Origin of the sequence: Streptomyces sp. MUSC 14, from assembly GCF_001866675.1 — a bacterium.
GTDB lineage: Bacteria > Actinomycetota > Actinomycetes > Streptomycetales > Streptomycetaceae > Streptomyces.
The window spans coordinates 440,894-459,551 of record NZ_MLYN01000007.1 but is presented as its reverse complement, the minus strand read 5'-3'; the positions used below and the strand labels follow the sequence as shown (position 1 = coordinate 459,551).

General features: G+C 66.3%; 17 protein-coding genes and 1 pseudogene. 13 read left to right on the top strand and 5 right to left on the bottom strand.

Going from position 1 to position 18,658, the window contains the following annotated elements:
- The first annotated feature begins 166 nt into the window (after positions 1-166).
- The 3 genes from ppdK to BIV25_RS03390 all read left to right on the top strand — a co-directional run bounded on the left by ppdK (position 167) and on the right by BIV25_RS03390 (position 6,692).
- Entirely contained in the window at positions 167-2,887 is a 2,721-nt protein-coding gene (gene ppdK, locus BIV25_RS03400) for a pyruvate, phosphate dikinase (RefSeq protein WP_071370564.1), read from the top strand.
- An 858-nt stretch (positions 2,888-3,745) separates the two neighbouring features.
- Positions 3,746-4,621 (top strand): hypothetical protein, encoded by an 876-nt coding sequence (locus BIV25_RS03395; protein ID WP_071370563.1) that lies wholly within the window; start codon positions 3,746-3,748, stop codon positions 4,619-4,621.
- 400 nt (positions 4,622-5,021) lie between these two features.
- Positions 5,022-6,692 carry an HNH endonuclease signature motif containing protein gene (locus tag BIV25_RS03390; protein ID WP_071370646.1) on the top strand — a complete coding sequence of 557 codons (1,671 nt, stop codon included), beginning with the start codon at positions 5,022-5,024 and terminating at the stop codon, positions 6,690-6,692.
- A 125-nt stretch (positions 6,693-6,817) separates the two neighbouring features.
- Here the strand turns inward: BIV25_RS03390 and BIV25_RS03385 are convergent, their stop codons facing one another.
- Entirely contained in the window at positions 6,818-8,422 is a 1,605-nt protein-coding gene (locus tag BIV25_RS03385) for a hypothetical protein (protein ID WP_071370562.1), read from the bottom strand.
- Entirely contained in the window at positions 8,419-9,168 is a 750-nt protein-coding gene (locus tag BIV25_RS03380; RefSeq protein ID WP_143076580.1) for a hypothetical protein, read from the bottom strand. Before BIV25_RS03380 ends, BIV25_RS03385 begins: the two co-directional genes overlap by 4 nt.
- Positions 9,169-9,357: 189 nt before the next feature.
- On the opposite strand from BIV25_RS03380, the gene BIV25_RS03375 reads away from it, so the two are divergent.
- Positions 9,358-9,804, top strand: a complete 447-nt coding sequence (locus tag BIV25_RS03375; RefSeq protein ID WP_071370560.1) for a winged helix-turn-helix domain-containing protein — start codon at positions 9,358-9,360, stop codon at positions 9,802-9,804.
- Positions 9,805-9,815: 11 nt separating this feature from the next.
- The gene (locus BIV25_RS03370; RefSeq protein WP_177235140.1) at positions 9,816-10,385 is read left to right on the top strand and encodes an HD domain-containing protein; all 570 of its coding nucleotides are present in this window, start codon (positions 9,816-9,818) and stop codon (positions 10,383-10,385) included.
- Here BIV25_RS03370 and BIV25_RS03365 read toward each other — a convergent pair.
- On the bottom strand, positions 10,373-10,846 hold the full coding sequence (locus BIV25_RS03365; protein ID WP_071370558.1) for an NUDIX domain-containing protein: 474 nt from the start codon (positions 10,844-10,846) through the stop codon (positions 10,373-10,375). The two genes, BIV25_RS03370 and BIV25_RS03365, sit on opposite strands and share 13 nt — an antisense overlap.
- Positions 10,846-11,613, bottom strand: coding sequence for a helix-turn-helix domain-containing protein (locus BIV25_RS03360; RefSeq protein WP_071370557.1), 768 nt, complete (start codon positions 11,611-11,613; stop codon positions 10,846-10,848). The genes BIV25_RS03365 and BIV25_RS03360 overlap by 1 nt, the downstream gene beginning before the upstream one ends.
- 792 nt (positions 11,614-12,405) lie before the next feature.
- On the opposite strand from BIV25_RS03360, the gene BIV25_RS03350 reads away from it, so the two are divergent.
- The 7 genes and pseudogenes from BIV25_RS03350 to BIV25_RS03320 all read left to right on the top strand — a co-directional run bounded on the left by BIV25_RS03350 (position 12,406) and on the right by BIV25_RS03320 (position 15,648).
- Complete coding sequence (locus BIV25_RS03350) at positions 12,406-12,675, top strand: DUF6284 family protein (RefSeq protein ID WP_071370555.1); 270 nt, start codon at positions 12,406-12,408, stop codon at positions 12,673-12,675.
- Positions 12,672-12,944: a DUF6303 family protein gene (locus BIV25_RS03345; RefSeq protein ID WP_071370554.1), complete on the top strand. Its 273-nt coding sequence runs from the start codon at positions 12,672-12,674 to the stop codon at positions 12,942-12,944. The genes BIV25_RS03350 and BIV25_RS03345 overlap by 4 nt, the downstream gene beginning before the upstream one ends.
- Positions 12,941-13,387, top strand: a complete 447-nt coding sequence (locus BIV25_RS03340) for a Pycsar system effector family protein (protein WP_071370553.1) — start codon at positions 12,941-12,943, stop codon at positions 13,385-13,387. The genes BIV25_RS03345 and BIV25_RS03340 overlap by 4 nt, the downstream gene beginning before the upstream one ends.
- Positions 13,384-14,103: pseudogene (locus tag BIV25_RS54200) on the top strand (protein spdB); the annotation flags it as partial. The gene BIV25_RS03340 and the pseudogene BIV25_RS54200, both read left to right, overlap by 4 nt.
- Before the next feature lie 449 nt (positions 14,104-14,552).
- Positions 14,553-14,900: an RRQRL motif-containing zinc-binding protein gene (locus BIV25_RS03330; RefSeq protein ID WP_071370552.1), complete on the top strand. Its 348-nt coding sequence runs from the start codon at positions 14,553-14,555 to the stop codon at positions 14,898-14,900.
- A gap of 2 nt (positions 14,901-14,902) precedes the next feature.
- A complete protein-coding gene (locus BIV25_RS03325; RefSeq protein ID WP_071370551.1) occupies positions 14,903-15,220 on the top strand; it encodes a hypothetical protein in 318 nt (105 codons plus the stop codon).
- A gap of 2 nt (positions 15,221-15,222) precedes the next feature.
- Positions 15,223-15,648, top strand: coding sequence for a hypothetical protein (locus BIV25_RS03320; protein WP_143076579.1), 426 nt, complete (start codon positions 15,223-15,225; stop codon positions 15,646-15,648).
- A gap of 106 nt (positions 15,649-15,754) precedes the next feature.
- Here the strand turns inward: BIV25_RS03320 and BIV25_RS03315 are convergent, their stop codons facing one another.
- Positions 15,755-15,994 carry a chaplin gene (locus BIV25_RS03315; protein WP_071370549.1) on the bottom strand — a complete coding sequence of 80 codons (240 nt, stop codon included), beginning with the start codon at positions 15,992-15,994 and terminating at the stop codon, positions 15,755-15,757.
- Positions 15,995-16,330: 336 nt separating this feature from the next.
- Between BIV25_RS03315 and BIV25_RS03310 the strand changes: the two genes are divergently transcribed.
- Positions 16,331-18,484: an FtsK/SpoIIIE domain-containing protein gene (locus BIV25_RS03310; RefSeq protein WP_071370548.1), complete on the top strand. Its 2,154-nt coding sequence runs from the start codon at positions 16,331-16,333 to the stop codon at positions 18,482-18,484.
- The last annotated feature ends 174 nt before the right edge of the window (positions 18,485-18,658 follow it).

The following is an 18,658-nucleotide window of genomic DNA, read 5'->3' as shown; positions in this document are numbered from 1 at the left end:
ATGAACACATCGAGCCGCATTGGCTTGCCAAGCTTTGACTTTCGATCCGGTGGCGGACGGGTGGTTACAGGCGCATGACGCACAAGTAGACGTACCCAGGAACCTTCGATCTGGGTATGTTCCTCGCCGTCAGGGCAGCCACCGTGGCCTCAAGGAGTCGAGACCCGTGTCGGAAAACAAAGAACCCCACGTAGCGAAGTTCGTTTACGACTTCACCGAGGGCAACAAGGACCTCAAGGACCTCCTCGGCGGTAAGGGTGCCAACCTCGCCGAGATGACCAACCTCGGTCTGCCGGTCCCTCCCGGCTTCACCATCACCACGGAGGCCTGCAAGGTCTACCTGGAGAGCGGCGAGGAGCCCGCGGCACTGCGTGACGAGGTGAGTGCGCACCTCGACGCCCTTGAGCGGAACATGGGCAAGAAGCTCGGCCAGCCGGACAACCCGCTGCTGGTCTCCGTCCGCTCGGGCGCCAAGTTCTCCATGCCCGGCATGATGGACACCGTCCTGAACATCGGCCTGTCCGACAAGTCGGTGCAGGGCCTGGCCAAGCAGGCCGGCGACGACCGCTTCGCGTGGGACTCCTACCGCCGCCTGATCCAGATGTTCGGCAAGACCGTCCTCGGCGTCGACGGCGAGCTCTTCGAGGAAGCCCTCGACAAGGCCAAGGAGGCCAAGAAGGTCACGGTCGACACCGACCTGGAGGCCGCCGACCTGAAGAAGCTGGTCACCACCTTCAAGAAGATCGTCAAGAAGGAGGCCGGCCGGGACTTCCCGCAGGACCCGCGCGAGCAGATGGACCTCGCCATCGAGGCGGTCTTCAACTCGTGGAACACCGACCGCGCCAAGCTCTACCGCCGCCAGGAGCGCATCCCCGGCGACCTCGGCACGGCCGTCAACGTCTGCTCGATGGTCTTCGGCAACCTCGGCCCCGACTCCGGCACCGGCGTCGCCTTCACCCGCGACCCCGCCTCCGGCCACCAGGGCGTCTACGGCGACTACCTCCAGAACGCCCAGGGCGAGGACGTCGTCGCGGGCATCCGCAACACGGTCGCGCTCGCGGAGCTGGAGTCGATCGACAAGAAGTCGTACGACCAGCTCATGCAGATCATGGAGACCCTGGAGAACCACTACAAGGACCTCTGCGACATCGAGTTCACCATCGAGCGCGGTCAGCTGTGGATGCTCCAGACCCGGGTCGGCAAGCGTACGGCGGGCGCCGCCTTCCGTATCGCGACCCAGCTGGTGGACCAGGGCCTGATCGACGAGACCGAGGCGCTCCAGCGCGTCACCGGCGCCCAGCTGGCCCAGCTGATGTTCCCGCGCTTCGACGAGCACGCGAAGGTCGCCCAGGTCGCGCGCGGCATCGCCGCCTCGCCCGGTGCGGCGGTCGGCAAGGCGGTCTTCGACTCGTACACCGCCGTGAAGTGGTCGCGCTCGGGCGAGAAGGTCATCCTGGTCCGCCGGGAGACCAACCCCGACGACCTCGACGGCATGATCGCGGCCGAGGGCATCCTGACCTCCCGCGGCGGCAAGACCTCGCACGCGGCCGTGGTCGCCCGCGGCATGGGCAAGACCTGTGTCTGCGGCGCCGAGGAGCTGGAGGTCGACACCAAGCGACGCCGGATGACGGTGCCGGGCGGGCAGGTCGTGGAGGAGGGCGACCTCATCTCCATCGACGGTTCGAGCGGCAAGGTGTACCTCGGCGAGGTCCCGGTCGTCCCGTCCCCGGTCGTCGAGTACTTCGAGGGCCGCATGCACGCGGGCGCCCACGACGCCGACGAGCTGGTCGAGGCCGTGCACCGCATCATGGCCTTCGCCGACCGCAAGCGCCGGCTGCGGGTGCGCGCCAACGCGGACAACGCCGAGGACGCGCTGCGCGCCCGCCGCTTCGGCGCCCAGGGCATCGGCCTGTGCCGTACGGAGCACATGTTCCTCGGTGACCGCCGTGAGCTGGTCGAGCGCCTGATCCTGGCCGACACGGAGGCCGAGCGGGAGGAGAGCCTGAAGGCCCTTCTCCCGCTGCAGAAGCAGGACTTCGTGGAGCTGTTCTCGGCGATGGACGGCCTGCCGGTGACGGTCCGCCTGCTGGACCCCCCGCTGCACGAGTTCCTCCCCGACATCACCGAGCTGTCGGTCCGGGTGGCCCTGGCCGAGTCCCGCCAGGAGCCGCACGAGAACGAGCTGCGCCTGCTCCAGGCCGTCCACCGCCTGCACGAGCAGAACCCGATGCTGGGCCTGCGCGGCGTGCGCCTCGGCCTGGTCATCCCCGGCCTGTTCACGATGCAGGTCCGCGCGATCGCGGAAGCGGCGGCCGAGCGCAGGAGCGCCAAGGGTGACCCGCGCGCCGAGATCATGATCCCGCTGGTCGGCACGGTCCAGGAGCTGGAGATCGTCCGCGAGGAGGCCGACCAGGTCATCGCCGAGGTCGAGGCGGCGACGGGTACCGAGCTGAAGCTCGCGATCGGCACCATGATCGAGCTGCCGCGCGCCGCGCTCACCGCCGGCCAGATCGCGGAGGCGGCCGAGTTCTTCTCCTTCGGCACGAACGACCTGACGCAGACGGTCTGGGGCTTCTCCCGCGACGACGTCGAGGCCTCCTTCTTCACGGCCTACCTGGAGAAGGGCATCTTCGGCGTCTCCCCCTTCGAGACGATCGACAAGGACGGCGTGGGCTCCCTGGTGAAGCTGGCGGCCGAAGCGGGCCGGCGCACCCGCCCCGACCTCAAGCTCGGCGTCTGCGGCGAGCACGGCGGCGACCCGGAGTCGGTCCACTTCTTCCACGAGGTCGGCCTGGACTACGTCTCCTGCTCCCCGTTCCGCATCCCGGTCGCCCGCCTGGAGGCGGGCCGCGCGGCGACCCAGTCGGCGGGCAGCGACCACCGGTAGGCCCCGGCTGCCACCTGATCCCCGGAGCCGCCGTCGGTCCCCGACCCTCACCGATCGGCGGCGGCCCCGGCGCACGAGAAGGAGAGGCGACACCCTGTGCGGGGGTGTCGCCTCTCCGTGCATCACCTGGGGAGACTGTCAAGCTACGTCGCTGACCAGGCGAAATGGCGTTTGTTGGCGTTGGTCGCCGTTGAACCCGCGTGGGGCCATTGTGCCCTCGTTGTGCCCTCCCGGCGCGGCTTGGCCCTAGTTACGCACGGTGGCTCCCGCCGAGGGCGTGTACCGGGTGCGCCCCAGGCGGAACCGGGCCCGCTTGACCCGCTTTGCAGGTTTGGCGGCGCTGCTCAGAGCGTTGTGTCGGGTGCGTCCGTCGTCGTTCAGCCCCGTATGAACGGCCGCGCCCGCCGGGTAGCGCGAACTGCGCCGTACGGCTGTGTATGGCGATGAACGAGACGGAATCTGAGACGGACGCCCACGTCTTGTATCTCGTGAGTGATCGTTCAGCGCTGTTGGAACCACCATGAAGCCGCGCTGATGATGGCTGCCCCCGCCGCACTCGCCGCTCCCTTGAGGAACTGGGTGGTGACGAGTCGGCCGTAGCTGCGCCTCAGTCGCTTCCAGGTTCGCTTGCTACTGCTCGGGGCGTGATTCGAGGGGGCGGGGCTAGAGTCAACGGTCATGGGGCCCTCCTTGCTGTGTGGGGATGCGCTCTCGGGCAGGGGAGGACCTTCGGCTGAGCCGACCAAAGCATGCAGTCGGAGGGACTTCCCTGCTCAATTTCGAGCCTAGATAGGACAGTTGGGCTCACGGTGCCAAAGACGGCCCACACCGGTGGCGAAGGCGATGTAATTTCCAACCGTGGAGCCCTGGAGCAGAATCACAGAACCCGGCACGATCGATGACCTTGTCGCCGATGCCGGTGAGGCCGGCTACAAGGTGACGGCCCGCCTTGTGCACGACTGGGTTGCCAAGGGCTTGCTGGACAAGCCGACCCGCAGGCCGAAGGGACGGCGCGGATCGGACAAGGCTCTCCACGCGATCAATCAGCGCAAGTTGTTCCTGCTGCTTCTCGAGAAGCGTCAGCAGATGCCTAAGATCCCCAGCCTGGCGTTGGTTCCGCTGAACCTGTGGTTGTACTGCGGCGATGAGTACGTCCCGACGCGTCAGGCGGTGAAGGCACTGCGCACGTGGCTAAGGGATGGGCTGCGCAACAAGGATGTCGCGAGAGAGGGAGCCCGTGGCATGTTGCAACAGCTAGATCACCCACTCGCGACGGACACAGCCCGGAACCGGCTCTTGCGCCTACTCACAGACGTCGGTTACACAGGGCGCTTCGACCGGGAGGAACTTGCCGGGGCGGCCCGGGCGGTGTTTGAGCCCTCCAGCGCGTTCGCCGGAACCGGCCTCATCCGTGCTGTGGGACACCCGGAAGCAGCACTGACGCTGGAAAACTTCCTGACCCACCTTGAGGCCATGTGCACGGCGATCCGTCGCATCCGGGACGGAGACCTCGACACCGGCCTCTTCGAGCGTGTCCGGCTGGTGCACCGAGGTACCAAGTCCGAGTACCTGGCCCGTCGTTCCGAGTTCGCAGCAGCCGCCTCGGGGACACTGGCCGCAGCCTTCGCCGAACCGACGCTAAACGACCTAGCCAACGGCTGCTGCCGGGAGCTACTGACCATCGTCGGTTACGAAATCCTGCGCGCTGACGGTCGCTTGGGGCACGCGGCTTGAAAGCCCGTGCGTGCCTGACAAATGGGGGGCTGTGGGGACGCAAGAAGCAAGAGGCGTGGGTCCGGCTGATGGACAGGTTGCCCCGCCTTACCGGCAGGGTCGGCCCCACGGCCTGCGCTAGACCCTCTTCGGCTTGCACTTGGAGCGCGGGACCAATCCGGTCTGCAGGGCCTCATAGAGGGTGATCTCTTCCGGCCCGTTTGTCAGGCAGCAACGCCGGCTCGCCGCCGTGTGATAGACGGTGCCGCGTCCCTTCGGGCCACTGGGGGCATGCCGCCACTGGGAGGCAGCCACCATCGTCTCCAGTTGTCGCTGAACCTGCGCCAGTTCATCCTGCAGTACCCGCTGGCGTGCGCGAAGCCGTTCCTGTGCAGCGGTGGCATCCCCTACCGTGTGGCGCATGGCGCCTTCCGAGATCACGCGCGCGGGGATCCTACGTGCGATCGCAGAGCACGATCGTCTTGGGCCAGAGACATTCCGTGACGCCTACGGCTATCGCGCGGCTGTCACGTACCTACTCGTTCACGAGGGACGGCAGTACGACTCCAAATCCATAGCTGGCGTTGCTCACCGGTATGACTTCGGAGATGCGCTCAAGCCCTCGGAGTTCAGCGGTGGGCTCAAGCACGCGGTGGCTTGGCTGAGGCGGGAGGGATTCACTGTCGTGGAGCCGCCGAAGCCGTTTCTCAGGCGGGTGGGTGACGTGCGGCCGGCGCGCAGGACAGGCGGCACAGCAGTGCACCGTCCCGCGCTTCTCCTGTGGGCGATCGGTCAGGCCGCAGCTGGCGCACATCGCATGCAGTCGTGGTCGACCACGTGCGATGCATTGGCGTCCCTGCTGGAGAAGTACGCCCATGCCGAGGACGGCAAGGACGGCGCCTTGTACCCGTTTTGGGCGCTCGTGAACGACGACCTGTGGACCGTCGACCCTGTACACGAGCTCACTCTGACCAGCCGGGGACGGCGCCCGACGCTCGAGTCACTGAATCGCGTTGACCCGTCGGGAGGGCTGCGCGAGGACGACTACGAGCTGCTGCGTTCGCAACCCCAGGTTGCCGCCGAAGCTGCCGCAGGACTCCTCTTGCGCTACTTCTACCCCCTGCCGGCAGGCCTGCTGGAGGACTTTGGTCTTCACGACTTGCTCGCTGGCAGGTGGGCCGATGCTTTGCGTCCACAGCTCGGGGAGAGCTTCAAGGACCGGGATGCCATCTGGCGCGTCTACGGTGGACAGAAGATGGCAGGTATCGGTTGCCTTGCTGACGGCATTCTGAGCGTCTTCTCGGACGACAAGGGCCCCTATGCCGACGGCCGTCTGCCCGACACAGGCTGGATCGCCTACGTCGGCGACGGTCTCTCCGGAGATCAGCGGATCGCGGATGGCAACGAACTCATGGCCGAGTACCAAGCCGCTGGCCGGCCCTTGCGCTACTGGCACAAGCCATTCCAGAAGCAGTTCACTTTCGAAACCTGGGCCGTCATTGTTCAACGCCGGTTGCGCTGGGGCCGAGGAGCCGACGGCCACTGGCGCCGCGAGTTCCTCTGGGTTCTGGCCCCTGTCCCCTCTCCAGAGCGCGAGCTCTGGGCTCCGGACGTGCTCGAGGCACTCGAAGCCGACACCGGCGCGCTTCACGACGACACAGACAGGTACCGCCCCGGCGATCTGGATGCCGAGGCACGCGATACGACGGAGACCGACGAGGACGCCTACAAGCGCTTGGCAAAAGCCGCGGAGGCCAATGCCAAGCGGCGGGAACAAACCAAGAAGCCGTCGCTTGTTGATCGCTTCATTCGTGACCCGAGCGCCAGGGCAGCAGTCATTCGACGTAGTGGAGGCAACTGCGAGAGTCCCCAATGCGCGGGTCACCCGAAGGAACGCACCACGGCGGGAGAGCCGATTTTGCAGGTCGACCATGTACAGGACCTAGCCAAGGGCGGGGCTGACCTCCCCTCGAACATGATTGCCCTGTGCCCGAACTGCCATGCGCTAAAGACCTACGGCGCCAACAAGGACAAGCTTCGACGTCTACTCGCAGCTACTGCCCGCCGCCTGCATGCGGAGGCCGTTGGGTAGCGGGAAGGACAGACGCTTGACTCCGCACTTTGAATTATGGATCTACGGGCCAATGAAGCTAAGTCACGGCCTCCTCTCGTCTGAGAGGAGGCCGTGACTTAGCCATTTATAGCCGGCGAAATCCGTCAACCAGAGAGGTGCTCCATTACCGCTGCGGTTGCGGTGTTCATCACTCGACGCGACCTCACCGGACCGACCTGTTTGGCTTTTTGAAGGTCAGTCTCTGACGCCGCCAAAATCTTTCTCACAGTGTCGTACCCAAGTTCTTTGCATTTCTTACGAGCGAAAGCAGTCAGGTCCAAAAGGTCGACACTTCGATCGAGCTGTGACCTGATGTACTCCTGCTGTACCTCATCCATCTTTTCGACGTCGAGCCTTGCAATGCTCTCATAGGCTTCATGGTTGGCCCCAAATTCAACAAAGCGCTTAATTGAAATGGAACCCCTCAGTTGGTTCGTGGCGGAGACGGGGTCAGCTTCGGGAGCGGTCCTCGTACCGATATTCAGCATGTATCGAGTTCCGGTTAGGCCACGCGTTGCGACTACCCAAGTCCCGGATTCGTGTAGAATTCCGCTGTAGCAGAGTAGGCGCAGAGCCTCCTTCACGGCGGCGGGGGCGTCACGATGGATCCACAAGAATACGCGCTTGTCGTGATCTCCTGCCTGCCGTGACCCTCTGCGTAGGGTTGAAATGACCTCCTGTTTAATGAACTCGATTCCCCAATGGATCACCGAGTTGTGACCAACATAGCGGTCGGCCAGAGCTGAGTGCTCAGACCAAATGGTATCTCGGTAGTACTCCTTCATGACACGCTGAGCATTAGTCGTGTTCAGGGGTGAAGCGGCAGATATGGTCTTCAGTAGAGTCCGCGGGTTTCCGCTAGAGGCAAACGCCAGTGCGTCGAAAACTGCCCCATTTCGATTGATCACCTTCTCCAGAGTCGAATCCTGGCGAATTACAATCTGGCGCATGGAGGCGAGGTAGTCGGGATCAAGGATGTTGCGATTCACGTTGATCAATTCGGCGTCATGACTCATTTGGAATGAGTCGCCGAAGTATGTGACGCCGGGGTAGACCGCGGCTTTCACTGAAAGGTATGGACTGCGCAGGTCGCGCATCACCGTGAAGAACTGGCGCTGCTGCTCGGGGATGAACACGTGTGCTGCTTCGTCGATGAGTAGAGCGATCCTTCTCACGCCAGATTGATCGCACAGATCCTCGACCGCGTCCTTGATCATCTCTGGGTCGATACCGGAATCTGTTTCAAGTGGCGCTGAGTCGTTCTTCCAGGCGTCCTCCAGGCTGGTCCATAGCGTCTCAAGCCTTGAAGCGATAGCTTCGTCGTCTGCCCCGCTGGACAGCGTTGCGAATACACTGCTTGTGTTCTGCAAAACCCCCTTCTTGCGAGCCTCGCGAATTATCCTATTGCAGATCTTGGCAAGCATCCAATGCTTGAACCGTTCCGGGTCTGACGTTTGAAGGAGTCCGGCCTTATTGAATGTAACGTAAACGGCGAGCGTCTTGGAGTTGGAGAATTCTTCATCCATCTCCTTCTGGGCTACTTTCAGCAAGAAGGACTTGCCGACGCCACGCGCACCTTGTAGTACGACGGTCTTCTTGCTCTTCAATACGTCGATGGTCTGGCGGTCAAACTCGGTTTCGACAAAGAACTTACCGACGTCCTCCAGCGTGAGGTCTTCCGTCCGAAACTGTAGTTCGTTCTTACTCAAGAGCGCGTCTCCTCGAGTGGTAGACCCAGCAGTTTCCTGACGGATACAAGGTGAGAGAAATGATCCTCGAGGGAACCTTCAACGATTCCCTTAGAAGATCGAGAGAGGTCCTTGTAGTACCTGACTATGAAGCAATGCATCGTCGCATTGAGGGCGGAATCGGCAACTGCCAGCCATTCCTTCGTAATGTCTTCCCGATAAGAAATCTCGGTAGGGAGCATCTGGGAAGTTGAGACGTTGCCGTGGATGTACTCCGAGCATCGCCGGTATGTCCGCTTGAGTTTTTCGAGCATCTCTTCTTGCTCGTCTACCGCCTCGGGGCAAAATTCCTCGAGGAACGGGGTGGAGTAGAGGCCGCTCTCGGTTGAGGTGATTGCCTTCCAGCTTATGTCGTGCTTACCACTCACCCACTGGCGGCGTTTGAATTCGTGGGAACTCAAATATGTGGCGCCCACCGTCACTTCAAGGAATGATCTGAGAGTGGAGAAAGCCTGGCGATAGAGGCCGGTCATTGCGGCATAGAAGGCAAGTCCGAAGTCGCGATGCGCCGATTGAAATTGTTGAGCCTCTGGTTTTGAGCCCAAGGCTTCGAGCCAAGCAGCTAGATCGGCCTCAAGGTGCAAGACCTGATTCACTTCGAGTTCGTTGGATCCCGTTGCCTGCTCGATATGGTCCAGGCAGGACTTGTGTAGCTTGAGCATTATTTTTTCAACGCTCGAAGCATTTTCTGCGCTTCGCTGCGACATGGGCCTTAATGTAGCACTGTGAACACTGACTGTCGTCGGCTTCTTGGAGGAGCAGATCAAGCTTCGTACGAAGTGACAGGGGGATCGACCTTGCCGGAGATAGGCCGGTCGTCACAGAGGCGCCCCTCGACGTTCCGCGACCGTGGGACCCTTGGCGTCGAGTCATGGAGCGACGCGAGAGGAGCGGAAGTGCCCGAGGCTAGTCCGCGTGGAACCTACCTGGTCATCGCAGAGGCACTGCGGACCGCCATCGAAGAAGGGAAGGGGGGCGACACCCTTCCGTCGGAAGCCGACATGATGCGCTCGCAGGGTGTTGGCCGCAACACGATCCGTCGTGCCCTCAAGCTTCTCGAAGCCGACGGTCTCGTTGAGTCCGCCCCCGGGATCGGGTGGCGCGTCGTTCGGGGTGAGGACCGTCGGTCTCTTGCCGAGCGTATGGCCGATGTGATCACGGAGGACTCGCTTTCGGTGGGCGACCCGTACCCGTCTGAAGCGAAGCTCTGCGAGCGGTTCGGCGCGTCCCGTACCGCCGTGCGTCGCGTCCTTGCGCAGATGGAGGGAAACGGCCTGCTCGCCACGGTCCACGGCAAGGGGCGGACCGTACGCGCTCTCCCGACTCCCACCGGCCGGCCGTAGCCTTGGCCGCCATGGGACTGACTGAATGGGCGTACTCGCTCTCCGAATCGCTGCTGTCCGATCCGCTCCCGCGGCGGTGGGCGCACTCGCTGGGGGTCGCCAAGCGCGCTCGCTCCTTGGGTTCGATCCTGGGCGGTGATGCTGAGTTGCTGGAAGCCGCCGCGGTGCTGCATGACATCGGGTACGCGCCGGCCATCGCCACAACCGGCTTTCACCCGCTGGACGGCGCGCGCTTCCTCCGTGACCAGGAAATGGCGGACGACCGGGTCGTTCGTCTTGTGGCTCACCACTCCTGTGCCCTGCTGGAAGCCGAGGAACGCGGATTGAGGCAGGAGCTAGAGGGGGAGTTCGAGCTAGAGCGTCCGGACCTGGTCGATGCCCTGCTGTACTGCGACATGACCACGACGCCGGACGGGACGCAGACCACGCCGGTCGAGCGGCTGGACGAGATCGTGCAGAGGTATGGCCCGGACACGATCGTCGGACGGTTCATTCAGCGCGCGGCCCCCGAGATCCACGCAGCGGCGAAGCGCGTTGAGGGTCGGTTGGCGCAGGTCTCTGCCGAGGGTCAGCCGATGTAGGGCTCGTGCCGCGAGTCGTCGAGACCGTGGCGAATGCGCAGCATCATCGACGGATGGATGTCTAGTCCGTCAAGGTCCGCTGGGTCAACCCAGCGGACCTCTTTCGACTCGCTACTCGTACGCAGGGAGCCGCCAACGGGGTGAGCCCGGAAGCAGATGGAGAACTGCTGCCGGACCTCTCCGTCGTCGTACGCCAGCACGTGTTCAGGGTCGGTGTAGAGACCGACGATGCTGTCTACCTCAACGTCGATGCCGGTCTCTTCCGAGACCTCACGGACGGCGGTGTCTCCGATGTGCTCGCCGATGTCGTGGCCACCGCCGGGCAGTGCCCACAGATCGTTGTCCGTCTTGTGGATGAGCAGCAACCGCCCCGAGTCGTCCCGGACGACCGCAGTGACCGAGGGCACCACCGAGTTGGCCTGAGGGGCGTTCGGGTCGCGGAAGTAGTCGATGCGGCTCATCAGGCAGTGCCTTCCCATTCGACGGGTGAGGTGATCGGACGGGCCGATTCCCAGACCTTCTCAACGCTCTCAGCGTAGGCATCGAAGAGTTCACCGCCGGGCACGCGTCGCAGGTGCAGCACGGGGGCCATGTAGGCACCGACGCCGTAGAGGTGCCCGTTCGCCAGCATCTCGTCATCGGCCCGGTAGATCGAGTTGTAGAGGGTCGTACCGTGCAACCGGAACTCCACTCCGGGGAGGCCGAAGAGCGGGCCGTAGTTGATGAGGGCGTTCCGGATCTTGCCTGCCATCGTCGCGCCGATTCCTTCGTCCTCGCCGCGCACCGCCACAGCCGGCGACGTGGGCTCTCCCAACATGAAGCGGATGGGTACTCCGTCGGCTGACTTCTCCTTCACGATCCGGTGGAACGTCGCGTCTTCCGTGAGCCAGAACCCGGAGTACACCAACAGGTCGAACTGACGGGTCGCCTTGGAGTAGAGGTTCGTCCAGAGGGTTTGCATCACGACGGACCGGTGCGGATAGAGCCTGACCAACTCCGCGTTGCCAGAGGCGGTGACCTCGGCTGATGTGCGCTCGTCTGGCCACAGGTACGACACTTCGCACTTCAAAAGCGAGGCTGTCGCGTACTGGAAGCGGCGATATGGCTTGCGCTCAGGTTCGTTGATCCATCGTTCGACCGTCTTGGACGCGACCCCTAGCCGTTCGGCGACCTCATCGAGCGTCAGGCCCAAGTCCACTATCGCGCCGCGCAGTCGCTCGTTCGCCACGCCAACCTCCGACTTGTTGGGACGACTTGGTTCGACTTTACGGGAGCCAAGTACGACCTGAGCCGGTCAGTCGCGAAGTCGATCGTCGTCGTTGGCGGCGCCAGTCTGTAGGTACATCGAGTGCGAGGGGCTCGCAGAACTCAAACAGCCGAAGGGCTTGACGGGGCGAACTCCTCTCTGCAAGATGAGGAACACGTAATACATGTTCCTCTCGTCGGGATGCGTCAGCACGCCGACGAGCGCACGACCAATGGGGGCCACGTCCACGGACGCGGCCTCAAGGGGCCCGGGACAGAGCGGGCCGAGGGCGCACCCGACCCCTGGTCATTCGGGAGGGCTTAGACCGAAAGGTCATGTCTCCATACGCCTTCAACGGGTCATGCCGCGCTACCTGATACGGGCGCGGCGCCCAAAGGAGACCCACTTCGCCCCGGCATCTCGCCGCGAGGGCGCCGCTTCGAATGCGGCCCGGGGCACGCACCACCAACCAAACCACCTCGGAGAGGACATCACGTGTTCGGTAAGAGCCACAGCATCTCCGTTCTGCCCGGCGCGCGTGGCCGTGGATACAGATACTGCTGCACCTGCGGCGCCGAAGGCTTCACGGACCCCACCCGCCTCCTCGCGAGGCAGAGGGGCCAGCGGCACATCGCCAAGTTCAAGGCCAACGGCCGCTAGCCAGATCTCTTCCGCCCCCACGGGGCTGATCCCCACCACAACGGCGCGCACCCCCGGAGCGGCTACTCCGGGGGTGCTTTCGGGCCGTTCCGCCTGTGAGAGGAACCACGACCCATGAACCCCATCGTCACTGTTCAGGACGCTGTTACCGCGTTCGCCGACTTCATGGAGCCGACGGACGCGGAACTGGACGCGATCGAGCAGGAGATGCCGCTGATCCTGGCGGACGTCGACCTGTTGGACGCGCGGATCATCACCCTCGGCCGCACCCCGAACGAGGTGGACGCCCGCCGGATCCGCCGGGCCCGCCGCCGGGTGCTGGCCGAGCGGGCCACGCTGGCCAACCGCATCGCCACGGCGAGCCTGCCGGGCGGTGCGGCATGAAGTGCAGCGCGCGTCTGACCAACAGCTTCGCCGGCGAGTGGGAGCTGTACGTCGTCACCGACGGTACGAGCCTGGACTGGCCCGAGCACTCCTTTGAGCGGACCGCACCGGTGCCCACCTTGCAGGAACGGGCGGATGCGCTGGCCCTGCTCGGCTACTCCGTCGCGGACGAGGTCGCGTGGGAGTGGCAGGAGATCCCCAGCGGCGTCATGGACCGTGTGGAGCTACTGGCGTCGGTGAACGTCCAGCCGATGGGCGGTGCGGCATGAACCCCACCGGACAGAGCCTGTCGGCCGCGCACGCCGAGGTGAAGGCGGAGATCGCCCGCACGGACGGCAAGACGAGTCTTCTGCTGGCGTTCGTCGGCGCGGTCCTGGCCGGTGCGTGGAGCGTCGGCCACGGCATGCCGGTCACCCGCCCCGCCCTCATCGTCGGCGGCGCCGGCATGCTGCTGCTGCTCGCGGCGGCCGGGCTGCTGCTGCGCTCGGTCCGCCCGAACCTGGGCGGCGGACACGGCTTCCCGCTGTGGGCCACCCTGAGCCCCGAACAGATCACCGACACCCTCTCCCAGGACCTGGCCGCCGACATCGCGGGCCTGTCCCGGCTCGCGGTCGCCAAGTTCACCACCTTGCGCCGCGCGGTCGACCTGACCCTCACCGGCGGTGCCCTGCTGGTCCTGGCCGCCCTGCTGGAGATCGGGGGCGCCGCATGAGGGCCAAGACCGCGCTGCCCGCCGTCGCGATGACGGCGGTGTCCATGGTCCTGACCCTGGCCGTGATCGTGATGTGGCTGGGCACTGTTATGCCGTGGCCGGTCGCGCTGGTCGTCGGTCTGGGGATCGACGGCGGCTGGTTGGCCACCCTCGCCTACGAACGCCGACTCGCCGCGCAGGGCGATCACTCCCGCATCGTGACGGGCGTCGGCTGGTGCTTCGGTCTCATCGCGGCCGGTGTCCTGGTGGCGCACGCGCTCACCACTACGGGCTCTACCGCCGCGTGGCTGGCCGTGTCCTGGCTCCCCATCGCGGCCAAGGCTTTGTGGCTGGTCCACGGGCTGTGGGAGCGCACCGCGCTCACCCCGACCGCGCTGGAGTCGATCCGGGGCATCCAGCAGGAAGCCCGCGACGAGGCGGCCCTCAACCGGGCCCGGCTGCGGGCGGAAGCCGTCACCGAGGAAACCCGGCTGACGGCCGTGACCGGCGCCGGTGCCCGCGTCGCCCGCGTCCAGGCCAAGACCGCCAAGACGCTCTCGGGCGCGTGGTCCGAGCTGGAAAGGGCGCGCGCCGGCGAGGACACCGGCCGGGCCCTGGCCAGCGTGGCGAGCCACCCCGCACCCGGTGGCACGCCCTGCTGGGAGCTCCCCGTCTGGGGGCCGACCGAACCGGTTCCGGCGTCCTCGGTCCCCTCGATCGACCCGGCCATCCCTGATTCCACAAATGCGGTGGAATCGACCCTGACTGGGAGGATTCGGTCTACGGCTGACCTGCCGGAATCGACCCCGCTCACGGTCACGCTGACCCGGCTTCCGGTGCCCGATCCGGTCCCGGCCGATGCGGGGAAGTCGAGTCTGCCGTTCAAGCCCGTCCCGGCTCTCACCGCTCCGATCGGATCGACCCCGGCGGGGGTGGTTCGATCGGAGCGGCCGGTGGCGGCGGAGTCGGCCCGACCGGCGGTCCGGGCGACGTTCCGGGTGCCGGAGTCGGCGAAGACGCCTCGTGTGAAGCGCACTCCGGAACAGCTCCTGGACGAGGCGCGGACCCTGACGGCCGACTGGCCGCAGATCCACCTCACCGGGGAGCGGATCCGCCGGGAGCTGCACGTCTCTCCGGCCCGTGCCCGCACGCTGCGGGATGCCCTGATCGCTGAACGGGCCGTGTGATGGGCGCGCTGCCGGTGTTCCGGTGGCGCCTGGCGCCGGACGGATACGCCACCTATCGCCAACTTCGGGCGCGTGGACTGCGCCCGGGCGGTCAGCCGGTGGCGGCTCAGCTCGAACGCCCGCGCCGCCGGCGCGGCCCGCTGGTCGCCTACCTGTACCGCGTCGACCTGGCCATGCCCGTGCGGCCGATGACGCCGGCGAAGTGGGCGGCCCTGGCCAAGGCCAACGCAGCGCGCCGCGTCTGTCCCGCCTGCCGCGCGGATGCCGGATATGTCATCCCGCCCTCGCTCGGCACGTGCGCGCCCTGCACCTTCCCCGAACTCTCCCAATCCGCGAGGAGTGCCTGACCGTGAGCAAGTCCGACATCCGCCGCTTGGACAAGGCGATCCAGAACGCCGAACGCAAGCTCCAGGCCGTGCGCAACCAGGAGATGTGGCCGCTTGAGGGCCACGAGCGGCGCGCGATCCTGCGGGCCGTCGCCGGGGGTGCCTACAGCCTCCACCGGGGCAACGGCACCGCCCGCGCGGACAGCAAAATCGATAACTTGTTCGGTTCGGCCGAGACTCGGCTCATCACGGAGATCGCCGCGTTCAAGGCCGAGCGTCAGCGCCTGGTGACCGAGGCCGCCCAGGACAAGGCCGCGAAGAAGTCCTCCGGGTGGTGGTGACGGTGAGGTTCCCCGAGTGGCTGACCCGTCCGTTCGCCGACGTGGCCGCCCTGGCCCATGACCTGATCGCCTCGCCCCGTGAGGTGCTGCTCGTGCGGGCTCATCACCGCTGGGTCGGTGCCCTGTACCTCACGGCTCTGTCCGTACCGGCATGGTTCGGCTATCAGCCACGACTGATCCCCGCCGTGATGGTGCTGGTCATCGGCGGCTTCTCGCTGGGCCTGGATCTGCTCGGCATGGTCGCGCACGTCGCCTGGCACCGGGGACGCATCTGGAAGAGCATCGCGTGCCCGCTCTGCGACGACGGCGACGACGGCCCCGACGACGACCCCGAGGACCCCGACGTCCCGGATGACCCCTACGGGCTCACCCTCGCCGACCACGCGTGGCTGCACGCGATCTCGGTCAAGGCGCCCACCGCCGTCTGACCCCGCCGCGCCGGGGGTGTGGGCGGCCGGGAAAAGGAGCCCGGCCGCCCACGCTCACTCGGACACACGAAGCCCCGCTGGGACCCGTTCTGCCTGACCAGTCAGGTCACTTGTTGACGCAGAAGTTGCCGGCCGCCGGGTTGAGCGCACCGACGACGTTGACGGTGTTGCCGCACACGTTGACTGGGACCTCGACCGGGACCTGAACGACGTTGCCGGAGACCACGCCGGGGGAATTCACTGCGGCGCCCCAGGCGCCGGTGTCGGCGGACGCGAGGCCCGCTCCGCTCAGGACGACGGCACAGGCAGCGGCGGCAACCGCAAGCATCTTCTTCATGACGATCATGACTCGCTTTCTTTGAGCTAGAGAGGGCGAGGGTTCGTCTCAGGCAGCACCCGGCACGCCGTCCCGGCGGGAGGAGCGCCACCCCGCCCGGACGACTTCCCAGCCCAACACGCAGTTGATCTCTCGGGCACGGACGTTCACTCGAACGATTCGACACCCCACCCGCCAACCCGAGCAGTGTCCGACGCGCACTCACTTCGGGGCCCATCTCGTCGGCCGCCCCCGACTCCTGTGCGACGTCGGGGCGGCCGTCCCTGCCACGGTCCCGGCCACCCCGGCGCTCCTTTTTCTTCTTCAACTCCCGCCCCGATCGGGGCAGTCTGGAGCAGTCTCAGCATGTCCGAGAACGTCGTTCACCTCTACAAGGCCACCGACCCCGACCACGAGCCCACCGGCTCTCCCGCTGGTGAGGGGTCGACTCTGACTCTCGTCGCCGACCCGCCGGCCGAACCGCCCGCTTCGGTGCTGCCGTTGTGGGTGCGCTCCGGCCGCGCCATCAAGGCCTTCGTCACCCACGAGACCACCCGGACGACCGCCCGCGCGGTCGCCCGGCACACCCTCTACGTCGCCGGCGGGGCCCGGATCGCGGCCCGCCGCACCTGGGACGGCCGCACCGCCGCCCGCTATGAGCGGATGCTGCGTGCGGCGGAAGCCGCGGGGAACCACGAGGCCGCTGCCGAGTGGGAAGAGCGCGGGCAGCGCTACCGCGAGGCACGTCATCGCCGCCGCATGGACCTGCTCCACTCGCCCCTCGACGCGGCCAAGGGTGCGGCCCTCAGCGCCGGTATGGGCGTCGGTGGCCTGGTCCTGCTGGGTGTCGTGATGGCGATCGCCACGAAGGACGCCACCGAGGTCGTCACGCCGCTGATGGCGGTCATCAAGTTCATCAACCTGATGATCAGCATCGTGCGCGTGGTGTGGGGGCCCGCCATCACCCTCGGCCCGCTGCTGGCGCTGCTGGCGCTGTGGTCGGTCGGCGCCCACCAGCAGGCCGCACCACAGTGGGCACTGCCCGCCAACGTCCGCAACGGTGAGGGCGAGCCGATCACCCCGTCCATCGTCGTCAAGGCCCTGCGCGACCTGGGTGTCCCCGCGCTGCGGAAGGCCATCACGGAGATGGGCGACGCCGGCGCGTCCATGCTCGGTCCGATCACCATCGCCGGATGCGGGGTCGAGGTCGACGTGACCCTGCCCTCCGGGGTGTCCACGAACGAGGTGCAGCAGCGTCGGCGCAAGCTCGCCGAGAACCTGTCCCGGCATGAGCACGAGGTGTTCATCACCATCCCGCAGGCGGCCCGCACGGTCCGGCTGTGGGTGGCCGACTCCGGTGCGCTGGACGAGCCGATCGGCCCGTCGCCGCTGGTCACCGACGCCACGATGACCGCCAACTACAAGACGGGCAAGGCGCCGTGGGGCGTTGACCTGCGCGGTGATGCGGCCGAGTTGAGCGTGTATCAGCGGCATCTGCTGGTCACCGGGCGTTCGAACCAGGGCAAGACCGCCTCTTTGCGGGCGCTCGCGTTGTGGCTGGCGCTGGACCGCTCGGTGCTGTTCTGGGTGGGCGACCTCAAGGGCATCGGGGACTGGGCCATGTTCGACGGCATCGCCGACGTGCTGATCCAGGGGCCGACCGACGAGCACGTCATCGAGGTCACGGAGATGGTGGAAGCCGCCGTGGAGGAGATGAACCGCCGGATGGAGGCCCGCCGCACCGATCCGGAAGTCGTGTTCCCGCCGCTGATTGTCCTGGTGGACGAAGCGCAGGTGGCGTTCATGTGCCCGGCCGTGGACGAGGACAGGCGGCCCTACGGCGGCGCCAAGGCCACCTCCCGCTACTTCATGGCCGTCCGGAAGATCCACAACCAGGGGCGGGCCGTGGACGTGCTGATGTGGCAGGGCACGCAGGACCCCACCGACCAGAACCTTCCCAAGCTGGTCCGTGAGGGCGCCCACACCCGCGCCTCCCTCGTGCTCGGCACCGAGACACAGTCGCGGATGGCGCTGGGGGACAAGGCCGTCGATGACGGTGCGGCCCCGCACCTGCTGCGCCAGGGTCTGGACAAGGGCACGCTGGTCGTCGCCTCCGACGGCATCGAGATGCCCAAGGGCCAGTCGTCCATCACCGTGCGCACGCACTTCATCGACGACGAGCCGGCCGCCGAGGTCGCCGACCGGGCCAAGGCCCTGCGGTCCGGCGTGATCACCCTGCACGCCGTCGAACGCGATGACGAGGAGCGGGACCCGCTCGCCGACATCGCTTCCGTGCTCGGCGACGCGGACCGGGTGCTCACGCGGGACATCCTCAAGCGGCTCGACGTGCTCAACCACGACGCCTACGGCGACTGGACGTTCAACGACCTCAAGCGCGTGCTGGAGGCGGCCGGTGTCGAGGCGTACAAGTCGCACGGCCTGATGAACGTCCGCCGCGACGACGTCCTTCGGGCGCTCGCCGAACGCGACGACGAGGGTTCCGCTTCCGCCGCCGGATGACGGGGAGGCGGACCCTCCCGGGACGGGGAGGCGGGGAGAACTCCCCAACCCCCTCCCCACCCCGCCTCCCCCGCACTGATCAGCGAAAACATCATTTCGGGGAGGCGGGGAGGCGCCCAGCTCAGACCCCCGAAACCCCCTCCGCACGGCATCCCCCAGGGGGTGCCGTCGCCT

Bases quoted from the DNA above. Each gene is read 5' to 3' on its own strand.
- BIV25_RS03390 (WP_071370646.1), top strand. From the start codon at position 5,022: ATGGCGCCTTCCGAGATCACGCGCGCGGGGATCCTACGTGCGATCGCA.
- BIV25_RS03380 (WP_143076580.1), bottom strand. From the start codon at position 9,168: ATGTCGCAGCGAAGCGCAGAAAATGCTTCGAGCGTTGAAAAAATAATG.
- BIV25_RS03370 (WP_177235140.1), top strand. From the start codon at position 9,816: ATGGGACTGACTGAATGGGCGTACTCGCTCTCCGAATCGCTGCTGTCC.
- BIV25_RS03365 (WP_071370558.1), bottom strand. From the start codon at position 10,846: ATGAGCCGCATCGACTACTTCCGCGACCCGAACGCCCCTCAGGCCAAC.
- BIV25_RS03350 (WP_071370555.1), top strand. From the start codon at position 12,406: ATGAACCCCATCGTCACTGTTCAGGACGCTGTTACCGCGTTCGCCGAC.
- BIV25_RS03345 (WP_071370554.1), top strand. From the start codon at position 12,672: ATGAAGTGCAGCGCGCGTCTGACCAACAGCTTCGCCGGCGAGTGGGAG.
- BIV25_RS03340 (WP_071370553.1), top strand. From the start codon at position 12,941: ATGAACCCCACCGGACAGAGCCTGTCGGCCGCGCACGCCGAGGTGAAG.
- BIV25_RS03330 (WP_071370552.1), top strand. From the start codon at position 14,553: ATGGGCGCGCTGCCGGTGTTCCGGTGGCGCCTGGCGCCGGACGGATAC.
- BIV25_RS03315 (WP_071370549.1), bottom strand. From the start codon at position 15,994: ATGATCGTCATGAAGAAGATGCTTGCGGTTGCCGCCGCTGCCTGTGCC.
- BIV25_RS03310 (WP_071370548.1), top strand. From the start codon at position 16,331: ATGTCCGAGAACGTCGTTCACCTCTACAAGGCCACCGACCCCGACCAC.